Source organism: Diaphorobacter sp. HDW4A, assembly GCF_011305995.1.
GTDB lineage: Bacteria > Pseudomonadota > Gammaproteobacteria > Burkholderiales > Burkholderiaceae_C > Diaphorobacter_A.
In genome coordinates, this window is the sequence record NZ_CP049910.1 from 4,381,641 (window position 1) to 4,404,076 (window position 22,436).

The 22,436-nt window shown below is 61.3% G+C and carries 20 protein-coding genes; 10 read left to right on the forward strand and 10 right to left on the reverse strand.

What is annotated here, in order from left to right; genetic code table 11:
- Positions 1–2: 2 nt before the first annotated feature.
- The 4 genes from G7047_RS20085 to G7047_RS20100 all read right to left on the reverse strand — a co-directional run bounded on the left by G7047_RS20085 (position 3) and on the right by G7047_RS20100 (position 4,606).
- Positions 3–1,055, reverse strand: coding sequence for a pseudouridine synthase (locus tag G7047_RS20085; protein WP_166309436.1), 1,053 nt, complete (start codon positions 1,053–1,055; stop codon positions 3–5).
- Between the two features lie 69 nt (positions 1,056–1,124).
- Positions 1,125–1,946, reverse strand: coding sequence for a Crp/Fnr family transcriptional regulator (locus G7047_RS20090; RefSeq protein ID WP_166309438.1), 822 nt, complete (start codon positions 1,944–1,946; stop codon positions 1,125–1,127).
- Between the two features lie 103 nt (positions 1,947–2,049).
- Positions 2,050–2,811 (reverse strand): general secretion pathway protein GspB, encoded by a 762-nt coding sequence (locus tag G7047_RS20095; RefSeq protein WP_166309440.1) that lies wholly within the window; start codon positions 2,809–2,811, stop codon positions 2,050–2,052.
- Between the two features lie 7 nt (positions 2,812–2,818).
- Positions 2,819–4,606 carry an ExeA family protein gene (locus G7047_RS20100; RefSeq protein WP_166309442.1) on the reverse strand — a complete coding sequence of 596 codons (1,788 nt, stop codon included), beginning with the start codon at positions 4,604–4,606 and terminating at the stop codon, positions 2,819–2,821.
- A 304-nt stretch (positions 4,607–4,910) separates the two neighbouring features.
- Between G7047_RS20100 and G7047_RS20105 the strand changes: the two genes are divergently transcribed.
- The 8 genes from G7047_RS20105 (at position 4,911) to G7047_RS20140 (ending at position 14,786) form a co-directional block, all read left to right on the forward strand.
- Positions 4,911–6,836, forward strand: a complete 1,926-nt coding sequence (locus G7047_RS20105) for a long-chain fatty acid--CoA ligase (RefSeq protein WP_166309444.1) — start codon at positions 4,911–4,913, stop codon at positions 6,834–6,836.
- Between the two features lie 26 nt (positions 6,837–6,862).
- Positions 6,863–7,651, forward strand: a complete 789-nt coding sequence (locus tag G7047_RS20110) for an ABC transporter ATP-binding protein (protein ID WP_166309446.1) — start codon at positions 6,863–6,865, stop codon at positions 7,649–7,651.
- A 16-nt stretch (positions 7,652–7,667) separates the two neighbouring features.
- Entirely contained in the window at positions 7,668–8,597 is a 930-nt protein-coding gene (locus G7047_RS20115) for a branched-chain amino acid ABC transporter permease (protein ID WP_166309448.1), read from the forward strand.
- Positions 8,598–8,632: 35 nt separating this feature from the next.
- Positions 8,633–9,709 (forward strand): branched-chain amino acid ABC transporter permease, encoded by a 1,077-nt coding sequence (locus G7047_RS20120; RefSeq protein ID WP_166309451.1) that lies wholly within the window; start codon positions 8,633–8,635, stop codon positions 9,707–9,709.
- Between the two features lie 89 nt (positions 9,710–9,798).
- A complete protein-coding gene (locus tag G7047_RS20125) occupies positions 9,799–11,109 on the forward strand; it encodes an ABC transporter substrate-binding protein (RefSeq protein WP_166309453.1) in 1,311 nt (436 codons plus the stop codon).
- Between the two features lie 226 nt (positions 11,110–11,335).
- The gene (locus tag G7047_RS20130; RefSeq protein ID WP_166309455.1) at positions 11,336–12,148 is read left to right on the forward strand and encodes an ABC transporter ATP-binding protein; all 813 of its coding nucleotides are present in this window, start codon (positions 11,336–11,338) and stop codon (positions 12,146–12,148) included.
- Positions 12,149–12,248: 100 nt separating this feature from the next.
- On the forward strand, positions 12,249–13,496 hold the full coding sequence (locus G7047_RS20135; RefSeq protein ID WP_166309457.1) for a phenylacetate--CoA ligase family protein: 1,248 nt from the start codon (positions 12,249–12,251) through the stop codon (positions 13,494–13,496).
- Between the two features lie 300 nt (positions 13,497–13,796).
- A complete protein-coding gene (locus G7047_RS20140; RefSeq protein WP_166309459.1) occupies positions 13,797–14,786 on the forward strand; it encodes a tripartite tricarboxylate transporter substrate-binding protein in 990 nt (329 codons plus the stop codon).
- 123 nt (positions 14,787–14,909) lie between these two features.
- On the opposite strand, the gene G7047_RS20145 is transcribed toward G7047_RS20140, so the two are convergent.
- A complete protein-coding gene (locus tag G7047_RS20145) occupies positions 14,910–15,248 on the reverse strand; it encodes a DUF1840 domain-containing protein (protein WP_166309461.1) in 339 nt (112 codons plus the stop codon).
- A 16-nt stretch (positions 15,249–15,264) separates the two neighbouring features.
- Positions 15,265–16,584, reverse strand: coding sequence for a class I SAM-dependent methyltransferase (locus G7047_RS20150; RefSeq protein WP_166309463.1), 1,320 nt, complete (start codon positions 16,582–16,584; stop codon positions 15,265–15,267).
- A 261-nt stretch (positions 16,585–16,845) separates the two neighbouring features.
- Here G7047_RS20150 and G7047_RS20155 point away from each other — a divergent pair, with 261 nt between their 5' ends.
- On the forward strand, positions 16,846–17,013 hold the full coding sequence (locus tag G7047_RS20155) for a hypothetical protein (protein WP_166309465.1): 168 nt from the start codon (positions 16,846–16,848) through the stop codon (positions 17,011–17,013).
- 139 nt (positions 17,014–17,152) lie between these two features.
- Here G7047_RS20155 and G7047_RS20160 read toward each other — a convergent pair whose 3' ends face one another.
- Positions 17,153–17,818 carry a DNA-3-methyladenine glycosylase I gene (locus G7047_RS20160; protein ID WP_166309467.1) on the reverse strand — a complete coding sequence of 222 codons (666 nt, stop codon included), beginning with the start codon at positions 17,816–17,818 and terminating at the stop codon, positions 17,153–17,155.
- Between the two features lie 44 nt (positions 17,819–17,862).
- Between G7047_RS20160 and G7047_RS20165 the strand changes: the two genes are divergently transcribed.
- Positions 17,863–19,023, forward strand: a complete 1,161-nt coding sequence (locus G7047_RS20165; protein ID WP_166309469.1) for an aminopeptidase — start codon at positions 17,863–17,865, stop codon at positions 19,021–19,023.
- Positions 19,024–19,335: 312 nt separating this feature from the next.
- Here G7047_RS20165 and G7047_RS20170 read toward each other — a convergent pair whose 3' ends face one another.
- The 3 genes from G7047_RS20170 to G7047_RS20180 all read right to left on the reverse strand — a co-directional run bounded on the left by G7047_RS20170 (position 19,336) and on the right by G7047_RS20180 (position 22,333).
- Positions 19,336–19,593 (reverse strand): acyl-CoA-binding protein, encoded by a 258-nt coding sequence (locus G7047_RS20170; protein WP_166309471.1) that lies wholly within the window; start codon positions 19,591–19,593, stop codon positions 19,336–19,338.
- A 93-nt stretch (positions 19,594–19,686) separates the two neighbouring features.
- Positions 19,687–20,805, reverse strand: coding sequence for a M14 family metallopeptidase (locus G7047_RS20175; protein ID WP_166309473.1), 1,119 nt, complete (start codon positions 20,803–20,805; stop codon positions 19,687–19,689).
- A gap of 319 nt (positions 20,806–21,124) precedes the next feature.
- On the reverse strand, positions 21,125–22,333 hold the full coding sequence (locus tag G7047_RS20180) for a M20 aminoacylase family protein (protein WP_166309475.1): 1,209 nt from the start codon (positions 22,331–22,333) through the stop codon (positions 21,125–21,127).
- Between the last annotated feature and the right edge of the window lie 103 nt (positions 22,334–22,436).

The following is a 22,436-nucleotide window of genomic DNA, read 5'->3' on the forward strand; positions in this document are numbered from 1 at the left end:
ACTCACTCGAACCGCTCGCTCGCCCCCAGATACCGCCATTCCCCCACCGGCAGATTCCCCAGTGTGACCCTGCCGATGCGGATCCGTTTGAGGCCGACCACTTTCAGGCCAACCTGCTCACACATGCGGCGGATCTGACGCTTCTTGCCTTCGATCAACACAAAGCGAAGCTGCTCGGGATTCTGCCAATCGACCTTGGCGGGCTTGAGCGCCTTGCCGTCAAGTGACAGGCCATGGTTGAGCAGCGCGAGTTTTTCCTCGGGAAACACCGAGCGCACATCTTTTTCGCGGTCTTCATAGATCACGCGCACCAGGTATTCCTTGTCGATGGCGGAGTCCTCGCCGATGAGCTGGCGCGCCACGCGGCCATCTTGCGTAAGCACAAGCAGGCCGACGGAGTCGATGTCGAGGCGTCCGCATGGCGCGATGCCGCGCAGTTGGCCTGGCGAGAACCGCGTACGACTCGTGTCTTCGCGCCAGTGCGTGCGCGGATTGATCAGCGCGACGGCCGGGGTGTGGCCGTCTTCGGCCTGGCCACTCACATAGCCCATGGGCTTGTGCAGCAGGATGGTGACCTGCTGCTCCTGCTGTCCTTGGGCGCGGCGGTCGACTTCGACGCGGTCTTCTGGGCCGACTTGCAGACCCATTTCGGCGACCACTCCGTTCACACGCACCCAGCCATTGGCGATCCAGTCATCGGCTTCGCGGCGCGAGCACATGCCCTGATCAGCCATGCGTTTGTTCAGGCGGATCTTGTCGGTAGGCTCCTTGCGGATCACCGGGGGCGGCTGGCGAACGGCCGATGCACCGTTGGCGGGAGCGGTCCAGGTATTGCCACGTGGCTTGGGTTCGAATGCGGGCTTGTTGCCGTAACCGGCAGGCACCGAGCGTGCTAGGCCGGAGGGCGCTGGTGCACGAGCCGGGCCGCGCGAAGCAGCCGGGGCTGCAGCCTTGGCCGTCGAAGGCTTGAGAGCCAGACGCGGGCGGGCAGAAGCAGCAGCCGGTGCGCTAGAGGCATCGGCTGCTGGTTTTTGTGAAGATGGCTTATCGGGCATAGCCCGTATTGTCTCAAGCCTCGGCGAGGCACGTCACAAGTCGGGCTTATGGGCTCTACCGCAGGGCCGTCACGCGATCTGGATGGATGCGCCCGACGTGTCGACCACGTCACTGCGCATGTCCACTGAATGCACGCTGCGCTTGATGCGGCGGCCACCCACCCCGCTGGTGGTAGGGTCCTGCGTGAACATGCCGGTCCGCAGCGCCTGCAGGTCGAGCACGCGCACGCCGCCGTATTCGACGCTGATGGCGTGGTGCTCCTCAAGGGCCGAGAGCGCCTCGTTCACACGCTGGCGCGACAGGCCGACGATATAGGCCAACTCCTGCTGCGTGATGCGCAGAATCTCGCCGACGGCCGGGTACAGCACCGGGTTGAACAGCGCCGCGAGGCTGCGCGCCACGCGCACGTCGGGATTGGCCATGCGATCGATCTCGCGCGCGGCGATGAACTGGCCCAGGCGTTCGTTGAGCTGGCTCATCACGAAGCGGTTGAAGCCGATGGAGTGATCGAGCAGCCAGTGAAAGGTGTCGATCGGCAGACCCGCCACCAGACTCTTGCGCAGCGCCTGGATGTTGTAGCGGTAGGGCTCGCGCTTCATCGCGGTGCCCTCGCCGAACCAGCCGCCGGGCGGCACACCGGTGAAGGTCATCGTCAGACCATCGGCGTTGTCGGCGCTCATCTTGAGCAGCCCTTCGACCACGCCAAACCAGTAAGTCACGGGTCGCCCGACACGGCAGACATAGTCTCCGCGCAGGGCGTCGCCCACGACCAGCGAGGCAACGGCGCGGTCACGTTCGTGAGAGTTGAGTGGACGCAGCCATGGGATCCCATCCAGCTCATTGGCGGATGGCAGGCGACGACGTTGATGCAGCGAGAGTTCCTGACTCATAGCGCGAGAGCATGGCTCAGGAAGCCCACCTATAGGAAGGAGGGATAACCCCATCGCGTTGTGAGCGCGCCGCGCTCACAAACGCTCTCATCAACTCAACGGATCATGGCAGCGCGTAGCGATAACCGCGAAATGCCCAGATCGTACGCGCGTTTTCGATGCGCTCGAGCACCAAGCCAGGACCCGCCGATTCCCCCTCGTGCAGCACCTGGCCGTTGACGATCACCATGCGGTACTTGGGATTCGACGAATAGGTGATGCCCGCGAGCTGCAGGTTGGGCAACTGATCACGCACGGCGGGCGGCAGGTTGGCGACGTTGTAGACCGGCGCTGCGGGCGCGGCAGCCGGTGCAGGGGCGGGCGCTGGAACCCCATCTGCAGGCGCCGCCGCCAGCTTGGCCGCACGCGCGGCTTCTTCACGCTCGCGCTTCGTGGGTGCGGGTGTCTGCGCCGCAGCCGGTTGTGCAGCGGGCTTGGGCGCAACTGGCGGCGGCGGTGGTGGGGGCGGCGGCGTCACATCGATTTCGATGGGTGCGGGCGCATCGTTCTTGACAACCACTGGCTTGGGGACAGGAGTGGGCGCTAGCTCCAGCACTACCACCGGTACCGGTGTAGCGGGAGCAGGTGCCTGCGCAACGACCACCGGTTGGTGCAATGGCCCCTTGGGCGAGAACTGCAGCCACGCGAGCACCAGCGCCGCCGCGCCTGCGACGCCGGCGATCAGCCAGGCGCCGCGGTTGCCACCACTGCGAACGGGTGCGTCCTTGGCCGATGGAACGGAAACGGACTGCGTGTGCAGACCGGGCACGTTACCCCTGCCGCGTTCGGCTTGTGCGCGCCGCAGCGCATCGAGGATGTAGGACATGGGTAACTCAAGCTCCAGTACGCAGACGCGGTTCCGTCACGCCGGCCGCACGATTCAACAACATCAGGGTCAGCGGTCCGGGCTGACCATCAGGCGTGATGCCCTGCGCCAGCTGGAACTGCCGGATGCGCTCGCGGCGCACCGTCGCCGGTTTGCCCGATGTGGATTTGGCTTTGGCGCCAAGCGAACGCGCCAGTTGCTCGTCCAGCCATGCCTGCGCATTGGGATTGCTCATCGGATCAGCGCCTTCCGCCAGCACCTTCGGTGCGCGCCAGAAAGTGGTGATTTCACCATGCCAGAGCGATGCCAGCTCGCTCACCGGAATCACCAGCTGCGAGCCGTTGACGCCTTCGAGCCAGGCCTCTTCTTCATTCAGACCTTCAAGCACCGCGCTCACCTTGACGGGCTGACCATCGCGGTTGGCGACCAGCGTGAGCAACACCGGGCGATTGAGCTGACGCACCAGCGCCAGCCCCGCCTTGCGGTTGCGATAACACTGCACACCGCCACGCGCAAGCGCGGGGCAGGGATCGGCACTCTTGCCGGTGAGCTTCAAGTTCCAACTCGACGCCAGCACCTTCCACGCGCCAAAACCATCATCGGCCGATTGCGCATTCAGAAACTGCTCGAGCTCCATCGGCGACGATGAGGACGACGTGCCGCTGGCAGCTGTTTTAGCGGGCATTGCGGGTGCCGCAGACGGTGTTTCCGATGATGCGGCGAGCGCCGGTTCTGACGCTGCAACACCAGGTTGGGATGCGCTCGGAACCGATGCTGGCGAAGCGGCTGGCTGCGCCGCAGCGCTCGTCGCCGCAGCCTTGGCATCGACGCCCGCGCCCCGAGCCGATTCACCGCGCAAGGCCCAGCCCGCGCCGCCCGCCACCAACGCCAATGCCAATGCGCCCACCGGCCACCAGAGGCGCGAAGCGGACGATTCACCACTCGCCTGGCGCGCTGATGCAGCGGCCCTGCTCTTCGCGTCGAAGACCTCGTTGGCCGCGTTCTTCACCACCGTTTCAGACACCTCGCGCGAGCCCGCCGCATAGGCACCGAGCAGCGAGCGATCGCACAGCAGATTGATGCGCCGGGGCACGCCGCCAGCGAGCGAATGCACGCGCTGCACGGCCTTTTCGCCGAACGGTGTCGGGCCCTTCAAGCCCGCCACATTCAAACGGTGCGCAACGTATTGGCGCGTCTCGCCGAGGCTCAACGCATCGAGGTGATAACGCGCGATCACACGCTGCGCGAGCTGCTCCATCGACGGCTCGGCCACCATCGCACGCAGCTCGGGCTGGCCGATCAGGATGATCTGCAGCAGCTTGCGTTCGCTGGTCTCGAGGTTGGTGAGCAGGCGCAACTGTTCGAGCACATCGGGCGCAAGGTTCTGCGCCTCGTCGATGATCAGCACGTTGTTGCGACCGCGTGCGTGCGACTCGAGCAAAAAGGCGTTGAGCGGATCGATGCAGTCTTTCACCGTCTCCGAGCCCGGCACGGAGGCCGCATGCGCGACGCCGAACTCATCGCAGATCGAGCGCAGCAGCTCGAGCACCGTGAGCTTGGGATTGAAGATGTAGGCCACGTTGCAGTGCGCCGGAATCTGCTCGAGAAAACAGCGGCAGACCGTGGTCTTGCCCGTGCCGACTTCGCCCGTGAGCAGCACGAAGCCGCCGCCCGCATCGAGGCCATAGAGCAGATGCGCCAGCGCCTCGCGGTGGCGGTCGCTCATGAACAGGTAACGCGGGTCGGGCGCGATGGAAAAGGGCTGGTGCTCCAACCCGAAAAACGAGGCGTACATGGTGCTGAGGATACCGCCAGTGTGAATCAGTCTCGTGAACGCACGGAAGCGGGAACCATGCGCGCGGAAATAAACAAGAAAAGAGGCTCAAACATCATCGAAAACCCTTGAACGGCTGGCATTTTTTGATCTTTGTCACGCGTTTCACCATAGCAGGGTTAGACCCGTGAGGACTAACCCGCAAATTGTCAGCGACAAGACATATTGACGTCAAAGTTCTTTCTACCATTCGCAACATCTTGATGGACACGCCCTTTGCTTTTTGCAACGGACCCATCCGTTCACTCATTGGATAGGTACAGGAATGAAGACAACGTTCCCCCATTTGCTGCTGCGACACGCCGCCGAAAGACCGGATGCGCCAGCGCTGCGCGAAAAAGAGTATGGCATCTGGCAGACCTGGAGCTGGCGCAAAGCCGCGACCGAGGTGCGTCACATGGCCTGCGGCCTGGTGGCGCTGGGGTTCGAACGTGGGCAGAACCTGGCCTTCGTGAGCGACAACCGCCCTCACCTGTACTTGGGCTTCGTGGCCGTACAGAGCATCGGCGGCGTGCCGATTCCGCTGTATCAGGACGCGGTCGCCTCCGAGATGAATTTCGTGATGAAGGACGCGGAAATCCAATTCGCATTCGCTGAGAACCAGGAGCAGGTCGACAAGCTGCTGGAAGTGCGCGAGACCGTCTCCACCATCCGCCACATCGTCTATGACGACCCGCGCGGCCTGCGCAAATATGATGCGCCCGGCCTCATCAGCACCGAAGACCTGATGAAGAAGGGGGCCGAATGGGATCGTGCTCACCCCGGCGAGTGGGACAAGATGGTCGAGCGCATCGAGCCCTCCGATGTCTCGGTGATCCTCTATACCTCGGGCACCACCGGCACGCCCAAGGGCGTGTGCCAGACCCACGCGAGCTTCGCCGGTTCGGCCAAGGGCGCCATCGAGGTGGACAACCTCAACCCCAAGGACAACGTCATCTCCTACCTGCCACCAGCGTGGGTGGGCGACCACCTGTTCTCACTCGCGCAGTGGCTGACCGCCGGTTTCACCATCAACTGCCCCGAGTCCGCAGCGACCATCAACATCGACCTGCGTGAGATCGGCCCGACGTATTACTTCGCACCGCCACGCGTGTTCGAAGGCATGCTGACCTCGGTGTCCATCCGCATGGAAGACGCGGCCAAGCCCAAGCGCTGGCTGTTCGAGAAGTGCATGAATCTGGCACGCCGCGTGGGCTCGGACATTCTCGACGGCAAGCCCGTCGGTGCGCTGGACCGCTTCAAATACAAGCTTGGCGACTTTTTCATCTACGGCCCGCTGCGCAATGTGATGGGCCTGTCGCAAATCCGCGTGGCCTACACGGCGGGTGCCGCCATCGGCCCGGATCTGTTCCGCTTCTTCCGCTCCATCGGCATCAACCTGAAGCAGCTCTACGGGCAGACCGAAACCTGCGCCTATGTCTGCATCCAGCGCGACCGCGCGGTCAAGCTCAACAGCGTGGGCCGCGCCGCACCCGGCATCGAGCTGAAGATTGCGGACAACGGCGAGGTGCTGGTCAAGGGCGTATCGGTCCTGAAGGAATACTACAAGCGCCCCGACGCGACGGCCGAAGTGATCGACGAAAACGGCTACTTTCGCACCGGCGATGCCGGCGTGATCGATGCCGACGGCGATCTGCGCATCATCGACCGCGCCAAGGACGTGGGCAAGACCAACACCGGTGCCATGTTTGCGCCGAACTACATCGAGAACAAGCTCAAGTTCTTCCCGCAGATCAAGGAAGCCGTGTGCTTCGGCAACCAGCGCGACGAGGTCTGCGCGTTCATCAACATCGACTACGAAGCCGTGGGCAACTGGGCCGAGCGCCAGAACCTGCCCTATGGCGGCTATGTCGATCTGGCCACCAAGGACAAGGTGGTGGCGCTGATCGCCGACTGCATCGGCCAGGTCAACAAGGACCTCGCGGGCGAGCCCGGCATGGCCGACACGCAGATCGCGCGCTTCATCGTGCTGCACAAGGAACTCGATCCCGATGACGATGAGCTGACCCGCACCCGCAAGGTGCGCCGCAACTTCATCGCGGACAAGTATGGCGTGCTCGTCGATGCGCTCTACGGCGGCAAGACCGAGCAGTTCGTTGAAACCCAGGTGAAGTTCGAGGATGGCCGCAAGGGCAGCGTGAGCGCCACGCTGAAGATCACCAGCGCCAAGCTTCACAAGGCCACTGCCTGAGCCGCAACACGAGGCAAGCACCCATCATGAGCAACGATAAGAAAATCGGCGATGTCATTCTCGACATCAAGAACATCAGCCTCAGATTCGGCGGCGTGAAGGCGCTCACCGACATCTCGTTCAACGTGAAGGAGCACGAGATCCGCTCCATCATCGGCCCGAACGGTGCAGGCAAGAGCTCCATGCTCAACTGCATCAATGGCGTCTACACGCCCAGCGAAGGCTCGATCACGTTCCGTGGCAAGACTTTCGACCACATGAACAGCCGCCAGGTGGCCGAGATGGGCGTGGCGCGCACGTTCCAGAACCTCGCGCTGTTCAAAGGCATGAGCGTGATCGACAACATCATGACCGGCCGCAATCTCAAGATCAAAAGCAATCTGCTGATGCAGGCGCTGCGCATCGGCCCCGCCGAGCGTGAAGAGATCCGTCACCGCGAGTTCGTCGAACACATCATCGACTTTCTTGAAATCCAGGCCTTCCGCAAGACCCCCGTGGGCCAGTTGCCCTACGGCCTGCAAAAACGCGTTGACCTGGGCCGTGCGCTGGCCATGGAGCCGCAAGTACTGCTGCTCGACGAGCCGATGGCCGGCATGAACGTCGAAGAAAAGCAGGACATGTGCCGCTTCATTCTCGACGTGAACGACGAATTCGGAACGACCATCGTGCTCATCGAACACGACATGGGTGTGGTGATGGACATCAGCGACCGCGTCGTCGTGCTCGACTACGGCAAGAAGATCGGCGATGGCGCACCCGATGAAGTACGCGAAAACGAAGACGTGATCCGCGCCTACCTCGGCACGAGCCACTGATCAGGGAGACAACGAAATGGCATTCTTTCTGGAAACCCTGTTCGGCGGCCTCATGGCAGGCATGCTGTACGCGCTGGTGGCCCTCGGCTTCGTGCTGATCTTCAAGGCATCCGGTGTATTCAACTTCGCACAAGGCGCGATGGTTCTGTTCGCGGCTCTCGCGATGGCGCGTTTTGCGGAATGGATTCCGCAGTGGACCGGCCTTGACAACAAGATCGTCACCAACATCGCCGCATTCATTCTGGCTGCGGGCGTCATGTTCATCTGCGCATGGGTGATCGAGCGTTTCGTGCTACGCCATCTGGTTAATCAAGAAGCCGCAACGCTCTTGATGGCCACACTCGGCATCACCTACTTCCTCGAAGGCGTGGGCCAGACCATCTTCGGCAGCGAAATCTACAAGATCGACATCGGCATGCCCAAGGACCCCGTGTTTCTCTTCGAAAACCTTTTCGAAGGCGGCGTGATGGTCAATCAGGAAGACGTGATCGCCGCCGTGATCGCCGCCGTGCTGGTGGCTGCGCTGTCGGTGTTCTTCCAGAAAACCAAGACCGGCCGCGCCCTGCGCGCCGTGGCGGATGACCATCAGGCGGCCCAATCCATCGGCATTCCGCTCAACCGCATCTGGGTGATCGTGTGGTGCGTGGCTGGCATCGTGGCGCTGGTCGCCGGGATGATCTGGGGCTCCAAGCTCGGCGTGCAGTTCTCGCTAACCACCGTGGCGCTGCGCGCCCTGCCTGTGGTGATTCTGGGCGGCCTCACATCGGTGCCCGGTGCCATCATCGGCGGCCTGATCATCGGCGTGGGCGAGAAGCTCTCGGAGGTCTATCTCGGCCCATTCGTGGGTGGCGGTATCGAAATCTGGTTCGCTTACGTGCTCGCTCTTGGCTTCCTGCTAATCCGTCCACAAGGGCTGTTCGGCGAGAAAATCATTGACCGCGTCTGAACTGCGCCAACAACTAAAACGATCAGGAGAAATTCATGTTCTATCGTGAAAACGGCCAGTTCAAGACGAGCTACAAAGCCGACCAACAGATCTTCCCCATCCTGCAGGACAAGATCGGTGTATGGCTGCTGATTGCGGCGGCCTTCATCGTCGTTCCCATGTTCGCCGGTGACTACTTCTACCAGGCGATTCTGATTCCACTGGTCATCATGTGCCTCGCCGCGCTGGGCGTGAACATTCTGGTGGGCTACTGCGGGCAGATCTCGCTGGGCTCCGGCGCGTTCATGGCGGTAGGCGCGTATGGCGCGTTCAACTTCATGGTGCGCGTACCCGGCATGCCGCTGATCCTCGCGCTGATTCTGGGCGGTCTGTGTGCCACCTTCTTCGGCATCCTGTTCGGTCTGCCAAGCCTGCGGGTGAAGGGGCTGTACCTGGCCGTGGCAACGCTGGCGGCGCAGTTCTTCAGCGACTGGATGTTCCTGCGCATCAAGTGGTTCACCAACGACTCGCCTTCGGGCTCCGTATCGGTGTCGCACCTGAACTTCTTCGGCATTCCAATTGAATCCGCCGTCTCCGAATACCTGTTCTGCCTGGCCGTTCTTGTAGTGATCGCGATTCTTGCGAAGAATCTGGTGCGCGGCGCAATTGGCCGCGAGTGGATGGCGATTCGCGACATGGACGTGGCAGCTTCGGTGATCGGCATCCGCCCGATGTATGCCAAGCTTTCCGCGTTCGCAGTGAGCTCCTTCATCATCGGCGTGGCCGGTGCTCTGTGGGCCTTTGTTCACCTCGGGGCATGGGAGCCAGCGGCGTTCTCGGTGGACGTGTCGTTCAAGCTGCTGTTCATGGTGATCATCGGCGGCATGGGCTCGATCATGGGCAGCTTCTTCGGCGCGGCCTTCATCATCGTCCTGCCGATCGTGCTGAGCCTTGTACTGCCGGCCATTGCCAATTTGTTCGGCTTTCAGATTTCGACGGCTGGCGTATCGCACGCCGAGTTCATCATCTTCGGCGCGCTGATCGTCTGGTTCCTGATCGTGGAGCCGCATGGCCTCGCAAAGCTGTGGTCCATCGGCAAGCAGAAGATGCGCATGTGGCCCTTCCCGCATTGACGATCCCGTTTTCCGTGTGCAAGTTGTGCGCGTGCTGCGCAAAAGTTAGTTGAGTTAGTTAGTCCTTTTACTTCTCAAGGAGACAAACCATGAAGTTCACCCGTCTGGCATTGGCCGCCACTTTGGTCGCCGCAAGCGCTGGCTTCGCCGGCAGCGCGTTCGCTCAGGATCAGTTCATTCCGCTGCTGTCGTATCGCACCGGTGCCTATGCGCCCAACGGCATCCCATGGGCCAACGGCAAGCAAGATTACCTCAAGCTCGTCAACGAGCGCGACGGCGGTATCAACGGCGTGAAAATCGCCTTTGAAGAATGCGAAACCGGCTACGCCACAGACCGTGGAGTGGAGTGCTACGAACGCCTGAAGAGCAAGCCCTTCGTGGCTGCCGTCGATCCGCAAGCCACTGGCATCACCTTCGCGTTGACCGAAAAAGCCCCCGTCGACAAGATCCCCCTGATCACGCTGGGCTACGGCCTCTCGATCGCCAAGGACGGCAATGCATTCCAGTGGAACTTCCCGTTCATGGGCAGCTACTGGACCGGCGCCGACATCCTGATCCAGCACATCGGCAAGAAGGCCGGCGGCATGGACAAACTCAAGGGCAAGAAGATCGCGCTGATCTATCACGACAGCCCATTTGGCAAGGAGCCAATCCCCGTGCTGCAGGAACGCGCAAAGGCGCTCGGCTTCGAGCTTCAACTGCTGCCTGTGACGGCGCCGGGCGTGGAGCAAAAAGCCACCTGGCTGCAACTGCGCCAGAGCAAGCCTGACTACGCCCTGCTGTGGGGCTGGGGCGTGATGAACTCCACTGCGCTGAAGGAAGCCCAAGCCACTGGCTTCCCGCGCGACAAGCTGTACGGCGTGTGGTGGGCAGGTGCCGAGCCTGATGTCCGCGACGTGGGCGAAGGTGCAAAGGGTTACCAGGCTCTGGCGTTGAATGGCTTTGGGCAGAACACCAAGGTATCGCAAGACGTATTGAAGTACGTGCACGACAAGAAGGCCGGCACTGGCCCACGCGATGAAGTGGGCTCGGTTCTCTACACACGCGGCATGATCATTTCAATGCTGACGGTGGAAGGCATCCGCACAGCACAGGAAAAATTCGGCAAGGGCAAGCCGATGACTGGCGAGCAAGTGCGCTGGGGCTTGGAAAACCTGAACCTGACGGAAGCACGTCTGAAGGAACTGGGCTTCGACCAAGTGATGCGTCCTCTCAAGACGGCTTGCAACGACCACATGGGCTCCACCTGGGCGCGCATCCACACATGGGATGGCAAGAAGTGGTACATGGGAAGCGATTGGTATCAGTCCGATGACAAGGTCATCGAACCACTTATCAAGGAACAGGCCGACAAGTACCTTTCCGACAAGAAGCTCGCACGTCGCACTGAATGCAAGTAAGCCTCGGATCTGCTCCCTCTCCCGCTTGCGGGAGAGGGCTGGGGTGAGCGTGACGACGACGCTGCAACCAATGTTGCGCCTGAAGCGGAAACCCCCTCACCCATACCCTCTCCCCCACAAGTGGTGGAGAGGGAGCAAGAACAACACAGATTGCGTCACGTACGCAATCGAAAGCCACTCATGCGGTGGTTTCCGATTGGGTGAATGGCTTTGAAAAGGCACGAACATGGAAGCGCAAAAAAACATCGTTCTCAACGTCAACGGCATCGAGGTGATCTACAACCACGTGATCCTCGTGCTCAAGGGCGTGTCGCTGCAAGTGCCTGAAAAGGGCATCGTGGCCATCTTGGGCGGCAACGGCGCCGGCAAGACCACGACGCTGCGCGCGATCTCCAACCTGCTCAAGGGTGAGCGAGGCGAGGTCACCAAGGGCACGATCGAGCTGCGCGGCGAGCGCATCGAGAATCTCTCGCCCGCTGACCTCGTCAAGCGCGGCGTGGTGCAGGTGATGGAAGGCCGTCACTGCTTTGCCCACCTGACCATCGAGGAAAACCTGCTCACGGGCTCCTATACCCGCACCAGCAAGGGCGAGATCGCGGCTAATCTAGAGAAGGTCTACAACTATTTCCCGCGCCTGAAAACGCGTCGCACTTCACAGGCGGCGTACACCTCGGGTGGCGAGCAGCAGATGTGCGCGATTGGCCGGGCGATCATGTCCAACCCCAACATCATCCTGCTCGACGAACCCTCGATGGGCCTTGCGCCGCAAATCGTCGAAGAAGTGTTCAACATCGTCAAGGATCTGAACAGCAAGGAGGGCACGACCTTCCTGCTGGCCGAACAGAACACCAACATGGCGCTGAAGTATGCCGACTACGGCTACATCATGGAAAGTGGCCGTGTGGTGATGGACGGCGCCGCCAAGGATCTGGCGAACAACGAAGACGTCAAGGAGTTCTACCTTGGCGTGGGCGGTGGCGAACGCAAGAGTTTCAAGGATGTGAAGAGCTACAAGCGCCGCAAACGCTGGCTCGCGTAGCCCCCGCGCCGGGAAATTCAGTTCGCAATTTTCAGACCCCGAAAAATCATTATTCAACTCGGGCTGTTTTCACACGCCCGCAAAGCCCCAGGAACCTGTCATGACGTCCTTCTACGATGCACTGGAAACCCGCGACCCCAAGGATCGTGAAGCGGCTTTGATGGCCGCACTGCCCGCACAGATCGCCAACGCGCAGAAGAACTCCAGGGCGTTCGCGGAGATTCTTGAAGGTGTGGAGGCGGCTGCGGTGACCTGTCGCGAAACGCTCTCCAAGCTGCCAGTTACGCGCAAATACGAACTGCTAGAGCGTCAGCAGAAGGAGCGCGCGAGCGACCCCATCGGCGGGTTCAGCACCCTGCAGTTCGGCGCGCAGATGCCGCGCGTGTTCGCGAGCCCTGGCACGATCTACGAGCCCGAGGGCACGAAGAAGGACTACTGGCGCATGGCGCGTGCAATGTACGCGGCAGGCTTTCGTGCGGGTGAGCTAATCCACAACAGCTTCAGCTACCACTTCGTGCCTGCCGGTTCGATGATGGAAACCGGCGCCCACGCGCTTGGTTGCACCGTCTTCCCCGGCGGCACAGGCCAGACCGAGCAGCAAGTCCAGGCCATGGCCGAGCTGCGGCCCGCAGGCTACATCGGCACGCCGAGCTTTTTGAAGATCATCATCGAGAAGGCGGGCGAACAAGGCGTGCAACTTGCCAGCGTCACCAAGGCCCTCGTCTCGGGCGAGGCCTTTCCGCCGTCGCTGCGCGACTGGATGGGTGAGCGTGGCGTGGCGGGCTACCAATGCTATGCCACGGCAGATCTGGGCCTGATCGCGTATGAGACATCGGCCCGCGAAGGCCTGGTGCTGGACGAAGGGGTGATCGTCGAGATCGTGCGCCCAGGCACGGGTGACCCGGTAGCCGAGGGCGAAGTCGGAGAACTCGTCATCACCACGCTGAACGCCGACTATCCGCTGATCCGCTTCGGCACAGGCGACCTCTCCGCAGTACTGTCCGGACCCTGTCCCACGGGCCGCACCAACACCCGCATCAAGGGCTGGATGGGTCGCGCCGATCAAACCACCAAGGTGCGCGGCATGTTTGTGCACCCGGGCCAGGTCGCGGCGGTTGCCAAGCGCTTCCCGCAGATCGTCAAATCGCGCCTCATGGTCAGCGGCGAAATGGCCAACGATCAGATGAAGCTCTTCATCGAAACCACCGAGACCGCACCGGGCTTCGCCGAGCAGGTGGCCGAGGTGCTGCGCGAAGTGACCAAGCTGCGCGGCGAAATCCAGATGGTCGTCCCCGGCAGCCTGCCCAACGACGGCAAAGTGATCGAGGACGCGCGCAGCTACAAGTGACAGGGCTCGGCCGCCAAGGCCTTGAAGCAAAAACCTCCCGTATACAGGGAGGTTTTTTTATGTCCGAATCCCCTGCTTCACGCAGGCCTATATCGGCTCATCGGCACAAGCGGTGAAATTTCTCTGCCCGAGAAAAATTACATCAAATTGACAACCATCGAAGTTCAGGGACTTCCTTGTAAACGAAATAGGGGCTCAACCCATTTAAGTCAAGGGCGTTTGCGCTTACTTCTCAGTGATTTCCTTAATGCCACATAAGGCAATCTTTTTTACCATTGCGCCCTCTCTATCAGGAACATCATGAAGACTACTTTCAAATTCGCCGTAGCCGCCGCCGCCGTATTCGCCGCCTTTGGCGCATCCGCCGAGGGCTACCCCGAAAAGGGAAAGACGATCACCATCGTGGTTCCATTCACGGCTGGCGGCCCTACGGACCGCGTGGCACGTGATCTGGCCGAAGCACTGCGCAAGCCGCTGAACGGTGCCACCATCGTCATCGACAACACCGCCGGCGCTGGCAGCTCCATCGGCATGGCCAAGGTGGCCCGAGCCAATCCAGACGGTTACACCCTGCTGCTAAATCACATCGGCATGGCCACCGTGCCAGGTCTGTATCGCAAGCTGCCGTTCAACGTGGAAAAAGACTTCGAGTACATGGGCATCATCAATGATGTGCCGATGACTCTCGTTGGCAAGCCCACGCTGCCCGCCAACAACTACAAGGAACTGAGCGCTTGGATCACCGCCAACAAGGGCAAGATCAATCTGGCCAACGCCGGCGTGGGTTCCGCCTCGCACTTGTGCGGCCTGCTGTTCCAGAGCCAGTTGCAGGTCGACATGACGCCCGTGCCCTACAAGGGTGCTGCGCCCGCCATTGCCGACCTGATGGGCAACCAGGTCGACCTGCTGTGCGACCAGACCACCAACACGACCCAACAGATCGCCGGCAAGAAGGTCAAGGCCTACGCCGTGACCACGCCCAAGCGCCTGACCACGCCCGACCTGAAGGATCTGCCGACGCTGCAGGAGTCGGGCCTCAAAGGCTTTGAAGTGACGATCTGGCACGGCCTGTACGCCCCCAAGGGCACGCCTGCCGCCGTGATCAAGGCGGTGAACGACGCACTGAAGGTCGCGCTGAAGGACCCGACCTTCGTGAAGAACGAAGAAGCTCTGGGTGCCGTGATTGCCAACGACGACCGCCTGACACCCGAAGGCCACAAGAAGTTCGTGATCTCGGAAATCAACAAGTGGGGCCCCATCATCAAGGCTGCCGGTGCCTATGCTGACTGATTGATTGGAACCGCTGCGGATGGCCGAGCCTGGTGTCGGCCGGTCCGCTTCGGCAGTCAAACAAAAAGCGGTGGACTCGAAAGAGCCCACCGCTTTTTTGTTGGAGCCGGTTTGATGCGCTGCCTACCAAACCACGTCGTTGTTCTCGGCGGCACTGCGGCGCAGCATGTCGATGAAGGGCACGGCGCGCTGGCGCAGGCCGATGATTTCGCCTTCATTGACCTGCTGATCTTCCTCGTTGGTGCTCGCGTAATCGGGTGACTTGTCGCGTTCCTTGCGGCCCAGATTCTCTTCTGCGTCCACGGCGGCTTCCAGCGCCGCAATGGCTCCCGGAATCTGCGCGACGGTCACGATGCCATGGGCATCGCCCGGGTCCTTGCCGATGATCGGGAGAATCTGGCGTGCCGTGGGCTCCAGCATGATGAGATCGGCTGTCGAACGGGATTTGAATTTGTAGAGCATCGCGGCTTCGCTTCGTTCAGGGAGTGGTGGTCGATGATGTCGTCTCGGACTGCCCGGATGCCACCGACTCGCGCGGCGCATACATGTAGTCGCGGGTGAAAGGATAAACCGATTGGGCGCCGGTCATCACTCCGGTCTGCAAATCGCCATTGGGACGCATCGCCAACATCTGGTGCAGGGCGATCCAGCCACGTTCGAAGCCGATGGCGCTGCCCGCCAGATATAGGCGATAGGCGCGCAGAGCCTTGCCCCCCTTCTCCTCTCCGTATTGCCGATTGAGAATGTCTGTGGCCTCGTCCAGCCGAGCCTCCAGCGCATCGGACCAGGCCCACAGCGTCTTTGCATAGTGCGGACGCAAGTTTTCCGTATCGACCATTTCAAGCCCACCGAGCGCCATGTCGCGCTGCACGGTACTCACATGCAGCAGTTCGCCACCGGGGAAAATGTAGCGCTCGATGAAGTCTCCCATTCCCGCGCCTAGCTGGGCGTTGTCGACACCGCCCGACGTGATGCCGTGATTCAACAGCAGGCCGCCCGGCCTCAAGAGATCGTGCACCGTCTGGAAATATCGCACCATCTGAGCGCGACCCACATGCTCGAACATGCCGACGGAAGCAATCTTGTCGAAAGGTTCGTCGGTCTTGAGCTCCCGGTAGTCCACCAGTTTCATGCGGACCCGATCACCGAGGCCGCGTTCTTCGATCAATCGTTGCACATGGGCGTACTGATTCTTGGAAAGTGTGATGCCGGTCGCGTCCACGCCGTAGTGCTCGGCGGCCCACAGCAACAGCCCGCCCCAGCCCGCACCGATGTCGAGAAAGCGTTCGCCGCGCTGCAGATTGAGCTTGCGGCAGATGTGATCGAGCTTGGCCTCCTGCGCTTTTGCAAGGCTCAGGTCCTGCGTACGATAGTAAGCGCAGGAATACACCCGGCGCGGATCGAGCCACAGCGCATAAAAATCATCGGAGAGGTCGTAGTGGAACTGGATGTTGCGCGCATCGTGCAGGAGGGTGTGCGCAGCCATCGAACGGGTGCGCTGGACCACACGGTGCCACCAACCGCCCGATTCATTGGTCGGATCGAACTTGAGCAGCGATGTGGCAACCGTCATCAAATGCCGCATGCTGCCCTCGATGGCCACACGGCCTTCGACAATGGCGGCACCCACGTTGCCGATTTCGCCCATGGCCAGAGCCACCATGGACAAACGATCCTTGAACCCCAGTCTCACCTCAGGCTCCTTGGCACCAAGGCGTTTTCCATCTGGAAGTTGCACCTGCACGCTGACAGGTGACGCTGCAAGACTGAGCTCCAGCGACTTCATCAAGTCCTTCACACCAGCTCCTCGCGAGAAATTCAACGTTGTTGATTTTTTGCCCTTGAGTGCGCAATAGTCAATGGACTTTGTCTTACAAGCCGGACAGCAGTTTGCCGACACCCGTATTCATGCGCATTTCGCGCCCCAGCGTGCGTTTCATGCGTCCAAACCCGGCAAAAGCAGAGCAAAAATACAGTAGAAAAACCCGATTTAGACCATAGACCTCGCAAATATGGCCTAATAGCCGGTTTAGTGGATTTTTCTTTAGAGGAGCCAATCATGGGCAACAAGATCGTTACCGAAGCAGACCGCAAGCGCGCACCCCGTCCAACACCTATGCCCGGCATGCCTTTGGCTACCGCCGGTCGCGGCCAGCGCGTGAGCCTGGAGCGCGGTGTGGCAACACGCAGCAAGAAGAACCCTGGCAAGCGTCCGCACCAAGGTTGATCCGCAAGGGTCTCTTTCATTCGCTTTGCGACCCGCGCTTCAACCCGTTTGAACCAGGGCGCATTGCGGATGGAAGGCTGACCTCATTTCTCCCCCATCCTCATCTCTCATCCGCTGCCCCTGCAGACTCCCGCAAGCACTAGCTGCGCTGCGGAATCTTGAACCGGTTGCGCGCCTCAGCCGCTGCCTTGTGCACATGGCAACCGTCGATATGGTCATTGACCAGCCCCATGGCCTGCATGAAGGCATACATCGTGGTCGGCCCGACAAAACTCCAGCCTCGTTTCTTCAGATCCTTGGACAAAGCCAGTGACGCCTGTGTCGCCGTGATCGCGCGCACCGCATCGTACGTGTTCACTTTGGGCCGCTCCTGCCCCGCCTGCGACTCGTAACCCCAGACATAGGCTCCGAGCGAGCCAAACTCCCGGCGCAATTCGATCACCCGCTTGGCGTTGTTGATGGTCGACTCGATCTTGCCGCGATGGCGCACGATGCCCGCATCGGCCAACAGTCTCGCAATGTCTTTCTCGCCAAACCGCGACAGCTCCTCGGCCTCAAAATTGGCGAACCCGGAGCGAAAAGACTCGCGCTTGTTGAGGATGGTGATCCAGCTCAGCCCCGCCTGGAACCCTTCAAGACAAAGCTTCTCGAACAAACGCCGATCATCGTCCACGGGGAAGCCCCATTCGTGGTCGTGATAATGCTTGTACAAAGGCGAAGCCTCGCACCAGAAACAGCGCTGATGGCCGCTGTCATCGGTGAAAAGTCCCGCCACTGGTTCATGAGTGTGTTTGCTGTCGGCCATCAGCCCATTGTGCCGCGAAATCAGAAAAGACTGTATATCCATCCATGCAAAAATCTTTTCCATTGGTCCTTTCACTGTTCGCAGCGCTGGCCCTCGGCGGCTGCGCATCCTCATCAGGCGACAGCACACTCGGGTATTACTGGCAGTCGTTTCGTGGGCATATGGGCATCATGGGTGCGGCGAAACCCGTGCAGGACTGGATCAACGACCCCAGCCTGAAGCCCGCGCTGCGCGAACGTCTGGCGCTCGCCCAACACGCACGCCAGTTCGCCATTGACGAACTCGCCTTGCCAGACAACGCCAGCTATCGCCGATTTGCGCAGTTGGGCCGGGCTGCGGCCGTGTGGAACGTTGTCGGTGCACCGCCCTACTCACTTAAGCTGCACACTTGGTGTTTTCCGGTGACGGGCTGCATCGGCTACCGGGGCTACTTTGCCGAGGCTGATGCCAAGGCCGAGTCAGAGCGACTCGCACAATCGGGCCAGGAGGTCAGCGTCTACCCTGTGCCCGCGTATTCCACGCTCGGCTATTCCAACTGGCTCGGCGGCGATCCGCTGCTCAACACCTTCATCGGCTGGCCCGAGGGCGACTTCGTGCGCCTGCTGTTCCATGAACTCGCGCACCAGGTGGTCTACGCCGAGGGTGACACGGCGTTCAACGAGTCCTACGCCACCGCTGTCGAGCGCCTTGGCGTGGAAAAGTGGCTAAGCGAACATTCCAGCCCCAAGGCCCAAACCGAATTCACTACCAGCGAGAAACGCCGTGCCGAATTCCGGACCATCACCCGCAACGCCCGCGCCGCGCTAGCGCAGGTCTACGACAACGGCGACGCCGACACCACCGACGGGAGAGCTCAATTGGAGTGGGAAAAACAGCGCGCCATGCAGGCCTTCCACGAGGCCTACGCACAGCAGCGCAAACGCTGGATCACTGAAGACCAAGTCAAGCCAGACCAGCTCACGAATCTAGACCGCTGGGTCAGAGAAGCCAATAACGCCACCTTCGGCGCACAAGGCGCCTACGACGATCTCGTGCCCGCGTTCATCGCACTGTTTGAACAACTGGGGCAAGACTGGCGCAAGTTTCACGCGGCAGTGAAGGACCTCGCCAATCAGCCAAGAGCAGAGCGCCAAGCAGCGCTCATCGCATTGATGCAATCAACGCCGCCACAAACTGCCGCCTCGGCAGAGCCAACCGGCCACTGATCCCCCACACCAACGACAAGAAAGCCCTTCAGGCCAGGGACCCTCTGCACAAATCAGATCGACGCATGCTTACGCGGACTCGGGCGGTCTACAGCGTTGAAAATCCTCGCGATAGCTACGGCTATCCCTGTGGTTTTCGCCTTGTATCTCATCCCGATCCGCACAAGCTGCTTGTCGATCGATTCGTGCAGAGGGTCCCTAGGCGTCTCACGCGCAGACAGCACTCTCGTACGGCAAGCGTGAGCAACGACACATGAAGGGCTTTATTGCCGCGCCCGTCGGGGTAGCGAGCACAACGAACAAGACAAAAAATCAGCCCCGCAGGGATTCGATGAGGTCGATGTATTGCTGCTTGGCTTCGTCGTTGGTGGTGTCCTTGAGCTTCTCCCACGCATCCCACTTCGCACGGCCCACGATGTCAGAAAAGCTGGGCTTCTTCTCTTCGTTGTCGCCCGCAGTCGCCTGCTTGTAGAGCGCATAAATCTTCAGCAGAGTCGGATTGTCAGGACGCTCGGTCAGCAGCTTGGAATTGGCGACGGCGGTTTCGAAAGTGACGTTCAGATCGGACATGGCTTGTTGTCTCCGCAAACAGGTCGATAAATGGAAACGGGATATCAGTAGTGCGCCAGTGTAGCCAAAATTCGAACGATCGTGCTTTTTATTTCAACCTTCGCGCGCGAGTCCGTCCACTGCCTGAAACATCGCCTGCCGCGACTGGCTGATGACCAGCCCCTTCCACCCGTCCGACTCGTCGAAAAACGCCGCCCGCATCTGTGCATGGATCTGCTGTTCGAGGCTCGAATCAAAACCCGCACCGGCATCGTCGGCGTGCAGATGCAGCCAGTGATCAGCGCGCAGGGCCTGCAACACCTGCACCGCCGGAATGGTGCCGAACTCCAGCGTCAACCCGGTGAACTGCGCCTGCGGGCATTCTTTATCAATGGCGCCATGCATCTGGCCGGTCAGCTCGGCCGAGGCTGAATCCCCATCACCCGCCACCGTCACCGGCGTGGCACCACCGCCGCTCCACCAATCGATCGCACGCTGCATGCTGACGGCCTCGTTGCGACCCGAATAGATGCGCTCGCAAAAGCCGAATGGCCCGAGCCCCGTGTGTAGATCCAACCAGACGATGCGCGACGCCTTGCTGCCGTAGCGCTGCAGGATGGAGCGCAGCGTCCGGTGGCTCCATGTCGGCTCCTGGCCTCCATAGAACAGACCGTCAGGACGCTGGTATTGCCCTCGGCTGATGACCGCCTGCAAAGCAGCCTCACCATGTTCGGACACCAGCTTGCCGAGCGCCATCTCGTTCTGTAGCGTAGGCGGCCATTGCTCGGGCAGCAGGATCGGGTGCAGCTCGTCATACGCGGGATTGGCGGGAAGCGGCTGACCGAAATCGATGAAGTTACGGTTCAGATCCACGTTCTCGTTGGTCACCCGCCGCAGAAACGAAAAACCATGCGGATTAAGCGCATGCACATACAGCACCGCAACGCCCTGCGCCCGAGCCTTCGCGCGCCACTCGTCGTCATGCAGCGCAAACACCTGTACGCCACTGCCGCACAGCCCCTCCACACCATGACAGCCGCTGCTCACGATCAGCAGCCGCTCGGCATCCATCGCCCCGTCAAGCGCCACATCGACCGCCAACTCCTCGCCCTCACGCCCCTTGAGCGGATGCCGATACTGCTGCAGCGACAACCCCGCCGTCGCCACCCCGGCAATGAAGCGAGCCCGCGCAAGCGCGTAGCGATCGGCGAAAGCATCCGGAATGGGGATCATGAGGGCGACTCCAGTTCAGAAAAGTGCGCAGCAATGATGAGTCCCAACGATGTAAGCCGCATGGCAAAACAATCAACAGGGACTTCCCGTGGATGAGCTGAGCGCCTGTCTCAAGCAGCGGGCCTACGAAGCAAGCAGCGCCGTCGATCATCCACCCCATGGCATGACAGCCCCTCAGGCCAGGCGTCTCACGCGCAGACAGTACTCTCGTACGGCAGGCGTGAGCAACGACGCATGAGGTGCCGTATTGCCGCCCCCGCACGACCCCCCAATCGCTGCCGCAAGGAAGCGTAGAGTCGTTTGAACACGAAAAGCAGAATCACTTCACAGTTGGATTCGCAAGCCACTGCTGCGCGAGTTCGACCCAATAAGTCGCGCCCAAAGGAATCAAATCGTCGTTGAAGTCGTAGCTTGGATTGTGCAAGGTGCATGGGCCCGCGCCATGCCCCATCTCGCGGTGCGTGCCGTCGCCGTTCGCGATGAAGCAATATGCGCCGGGCTTCTCCATGAGCATGAAGGAAAAATCCTCCGCTCCCATGGTCGGTTCCTGTTCACGCACGCTGGCTGCGCCGACGATGCCACTCATCACCTTGCGGGCGAAGTCGGCCTCGGCGGGTGAGTTGATCGTGGGCGGGTAGTTGCGGTTGAGCTCGAACTCGCAGGTCGCGTCGAACGCGGCGCAGATATGGTCTGCCACTTGGCGCATGCGGGATTCGAGCAGGTCGAGCACCTCGATGCTGAAGGTACGCACCGTGCCCTGCATTTCGCACGAGTCGGGAACGACGTTGTTGGCCTCGCCCGCGTGGATCATGGTGACCGAGATGACACCCGCTTCAATCGGCTTCTTGTTACGGCTGATGATGTTCTGGAAAGCCTGCACCATCTGCGCGGCAATCGGCACCGGGTCGATGCCCATGTGCGGCATGGCGGCGTGGCTGCCCTTGCCGTGGATGGTGATGGTGAAGTCGTTGCTCGATGCCATGACCGGGCCGGGGCTCACCGCGAAGCAGCCGGCCGGCATGCCGGGCCAGTTGTGCATGCCGAACACCGCCTGCATCGGGAACTGCTCGAACAGGCCGTCCTTGATCATCTCGCGCGCGCCGCCACCGCCCTCTTCGGCCGGTTGGAAGATCAGATAGACGGTGCCGTCGAAATTGCGGTGCTGCGAGAAATACTGCGCCGCCGCGAGCAGCATGGCCGTGTGGCCGTCGTGGCCGCAGGCGTGCATCTTGCCGGTGTGCTTGCTTGCGTGCTCGAACGTGTTGAACTCCTGCATCGGCAGCGCGTCGATATCGGCACGCAGGCCGATGGCGCGGCCGTTCGCGCCGCCGTCGCGGCCCTTGACGATGCCGACCACACCGGTCGTGCCCATGCCGCGATGAATCGGGATGCCCCATTCCGTGAGCTTGGCCGCTACCAGATCGGCCGTGCGCACTTCTTCAAAACACAGTTCGGGATGAGCGTGGATGTCGCGGCGCACGGCCGCGATGGACGCCGCCTGGGCGACGATCGAATCGATAACTTTCATTTGCTGGCTTCCTTTGGGCCCGATCCACAAAGACTGCCCCGGCCGCTGCGCACTTGAACGCGCCGCTCGACGGACATCTCAAGGGAGTCAGGCACTGGTCGAA

Excerpts from the sequence above, each read along its gene's own strand:
- G7047_RS20085 (WP_166309436.1), bottom strand. The coding sequence starts at position 1,055 with ATGCCCGATAAGCCATCTTCACAAAAACCAGCAGCCGATGCCTCTAGC.
- G7047_RS20090 (WP_166309438.1), bottom strand. The coding sequence starts at position 1,946 with ATGAGTCAGGAACTCTCGCTGCATCAACGTCGTCGCCTGCCATCCGCC.
- G7047_RS20095 (WP_166309440.1), bottom strand. The coding sequence starts at position 2,811 with ATGTCCTACATCCTCGATGCGCTGCGGCGCGCACAAGCCGAACGCGGC.
- G7047_RS20100 (WP_166309442.1), bottom strand. The coding sequence starts at position 4,606 with ATGTACGCCTCGTTTTTCGGGTTGGAGCACCAGCCCTTTTCCATCGCG.
- G7047_RS20105 (WP_166309444.1), top strand. The coding sequence starts at position 4,911 with ATGAAGACAACGTTCCCCCATTTGCTGCTGCGACACGCCGCCGAAAGA.
- G7047_RS20110 (WP_166309446.1), top strand. The coding sequence starts at position 6,863 with ATGAGCAACGATAAGAAAATCGGCGATGTCATTCTCGACATCAAGAAC.
- G7047_RS20115 (WP_166309448.1), top strand. The coding sequence starts at position 7,668 with ATGGCATTCTTTCTGGAAACCCTGTTCGGCGGCCTCATGGCAGGCATG.
- G7047_RS20120 (WP_166309451.1), top strand. The coding sequence starts at position 8,633 with ATGTTCTATCGTGAAAACGGCCAGTTCAAGACGAGCTACAAAGCCGAC.
- G7047_RS20125 (WP_166309453.1), top strand. The coding sequence starts at position 9,799 with ATGAAGTTCACCCGTCTGGCATTGGCCGCCACTTTGGTCGCCGCAAGC.
- G7047_RS20130 (WP_166309455.1), top strand. The coding sequence starts at position 11,336 with ATGGAAGCGCAAAAAAACATCGTTCTCAACGTCAACGGCATCGAGGTG.
- G7047_RS20135 (WP_166309457.1), top strand. The coding sequence starts at position 12,249 with ATGACGTCCTTCTACGATGCACTGGAAACCCGCGACCCCAAGGATCGT.
- G7047_RS20140 (WP_166309459.1), top strand. The coding sequence starts at position 13,797 with ATGAAGACTACTTTCAAATTCGCCGTAGCCGCCGCCGCCGTATTCGCC.
- G7047_RS20145 (WP_166309461.1), bottom strand. The coding sequence starts at position 15,248 with ATGCTCTACAAATTCAAATCCCGTTCGACAGCCGATCTCATCATGCTG.
- G7047_RS20155 (WP_166309465.1), top strand. The coding sequence starts at position 16,846 with ATGGGCAACAAGATCGTTACCGAAGCAGACCGCAAGCGCGCACCCCGT.
- G7047_RS20160 (WP_166309467.1), bottom strand. The coding sequence starts at position 17,818 with ATGGCCGACAGCAAACACACTCATGAACCAGTGGCGGGACTTTTCACC.
- G7047_RS20165 (WP_166309469.1), top strand. The coding sequence starts at position 17,863 with ATGCAAAAATCTTTTCCATTGGTCCTTTCACTGTTCGCAGCGCTGGCC.
- G7047_RS20170 (WP_166309471.1), bottom strand. The coding sequence starts at position 19,593 with ATGTCCGATCTGAACGTCACTTTCGAAACCGCCGTCGCCAATTCCAAG.
- G7047_RS20175 (WP_166309473.1), bottom strand. The coding sequence starts at position 20,805 with ATGATCCCCATTCCGGATGCTTTCGCCGATCGCTACGCGCTTGCGCGG.
- G7047_RS20180 (WP_166309475.1), bottom strand. The coding sequence starts at position 22,333 with ATGAAAGTTATCGATTCGATCGTCGCCCAGGCGGCGTCCATCGCGGCC.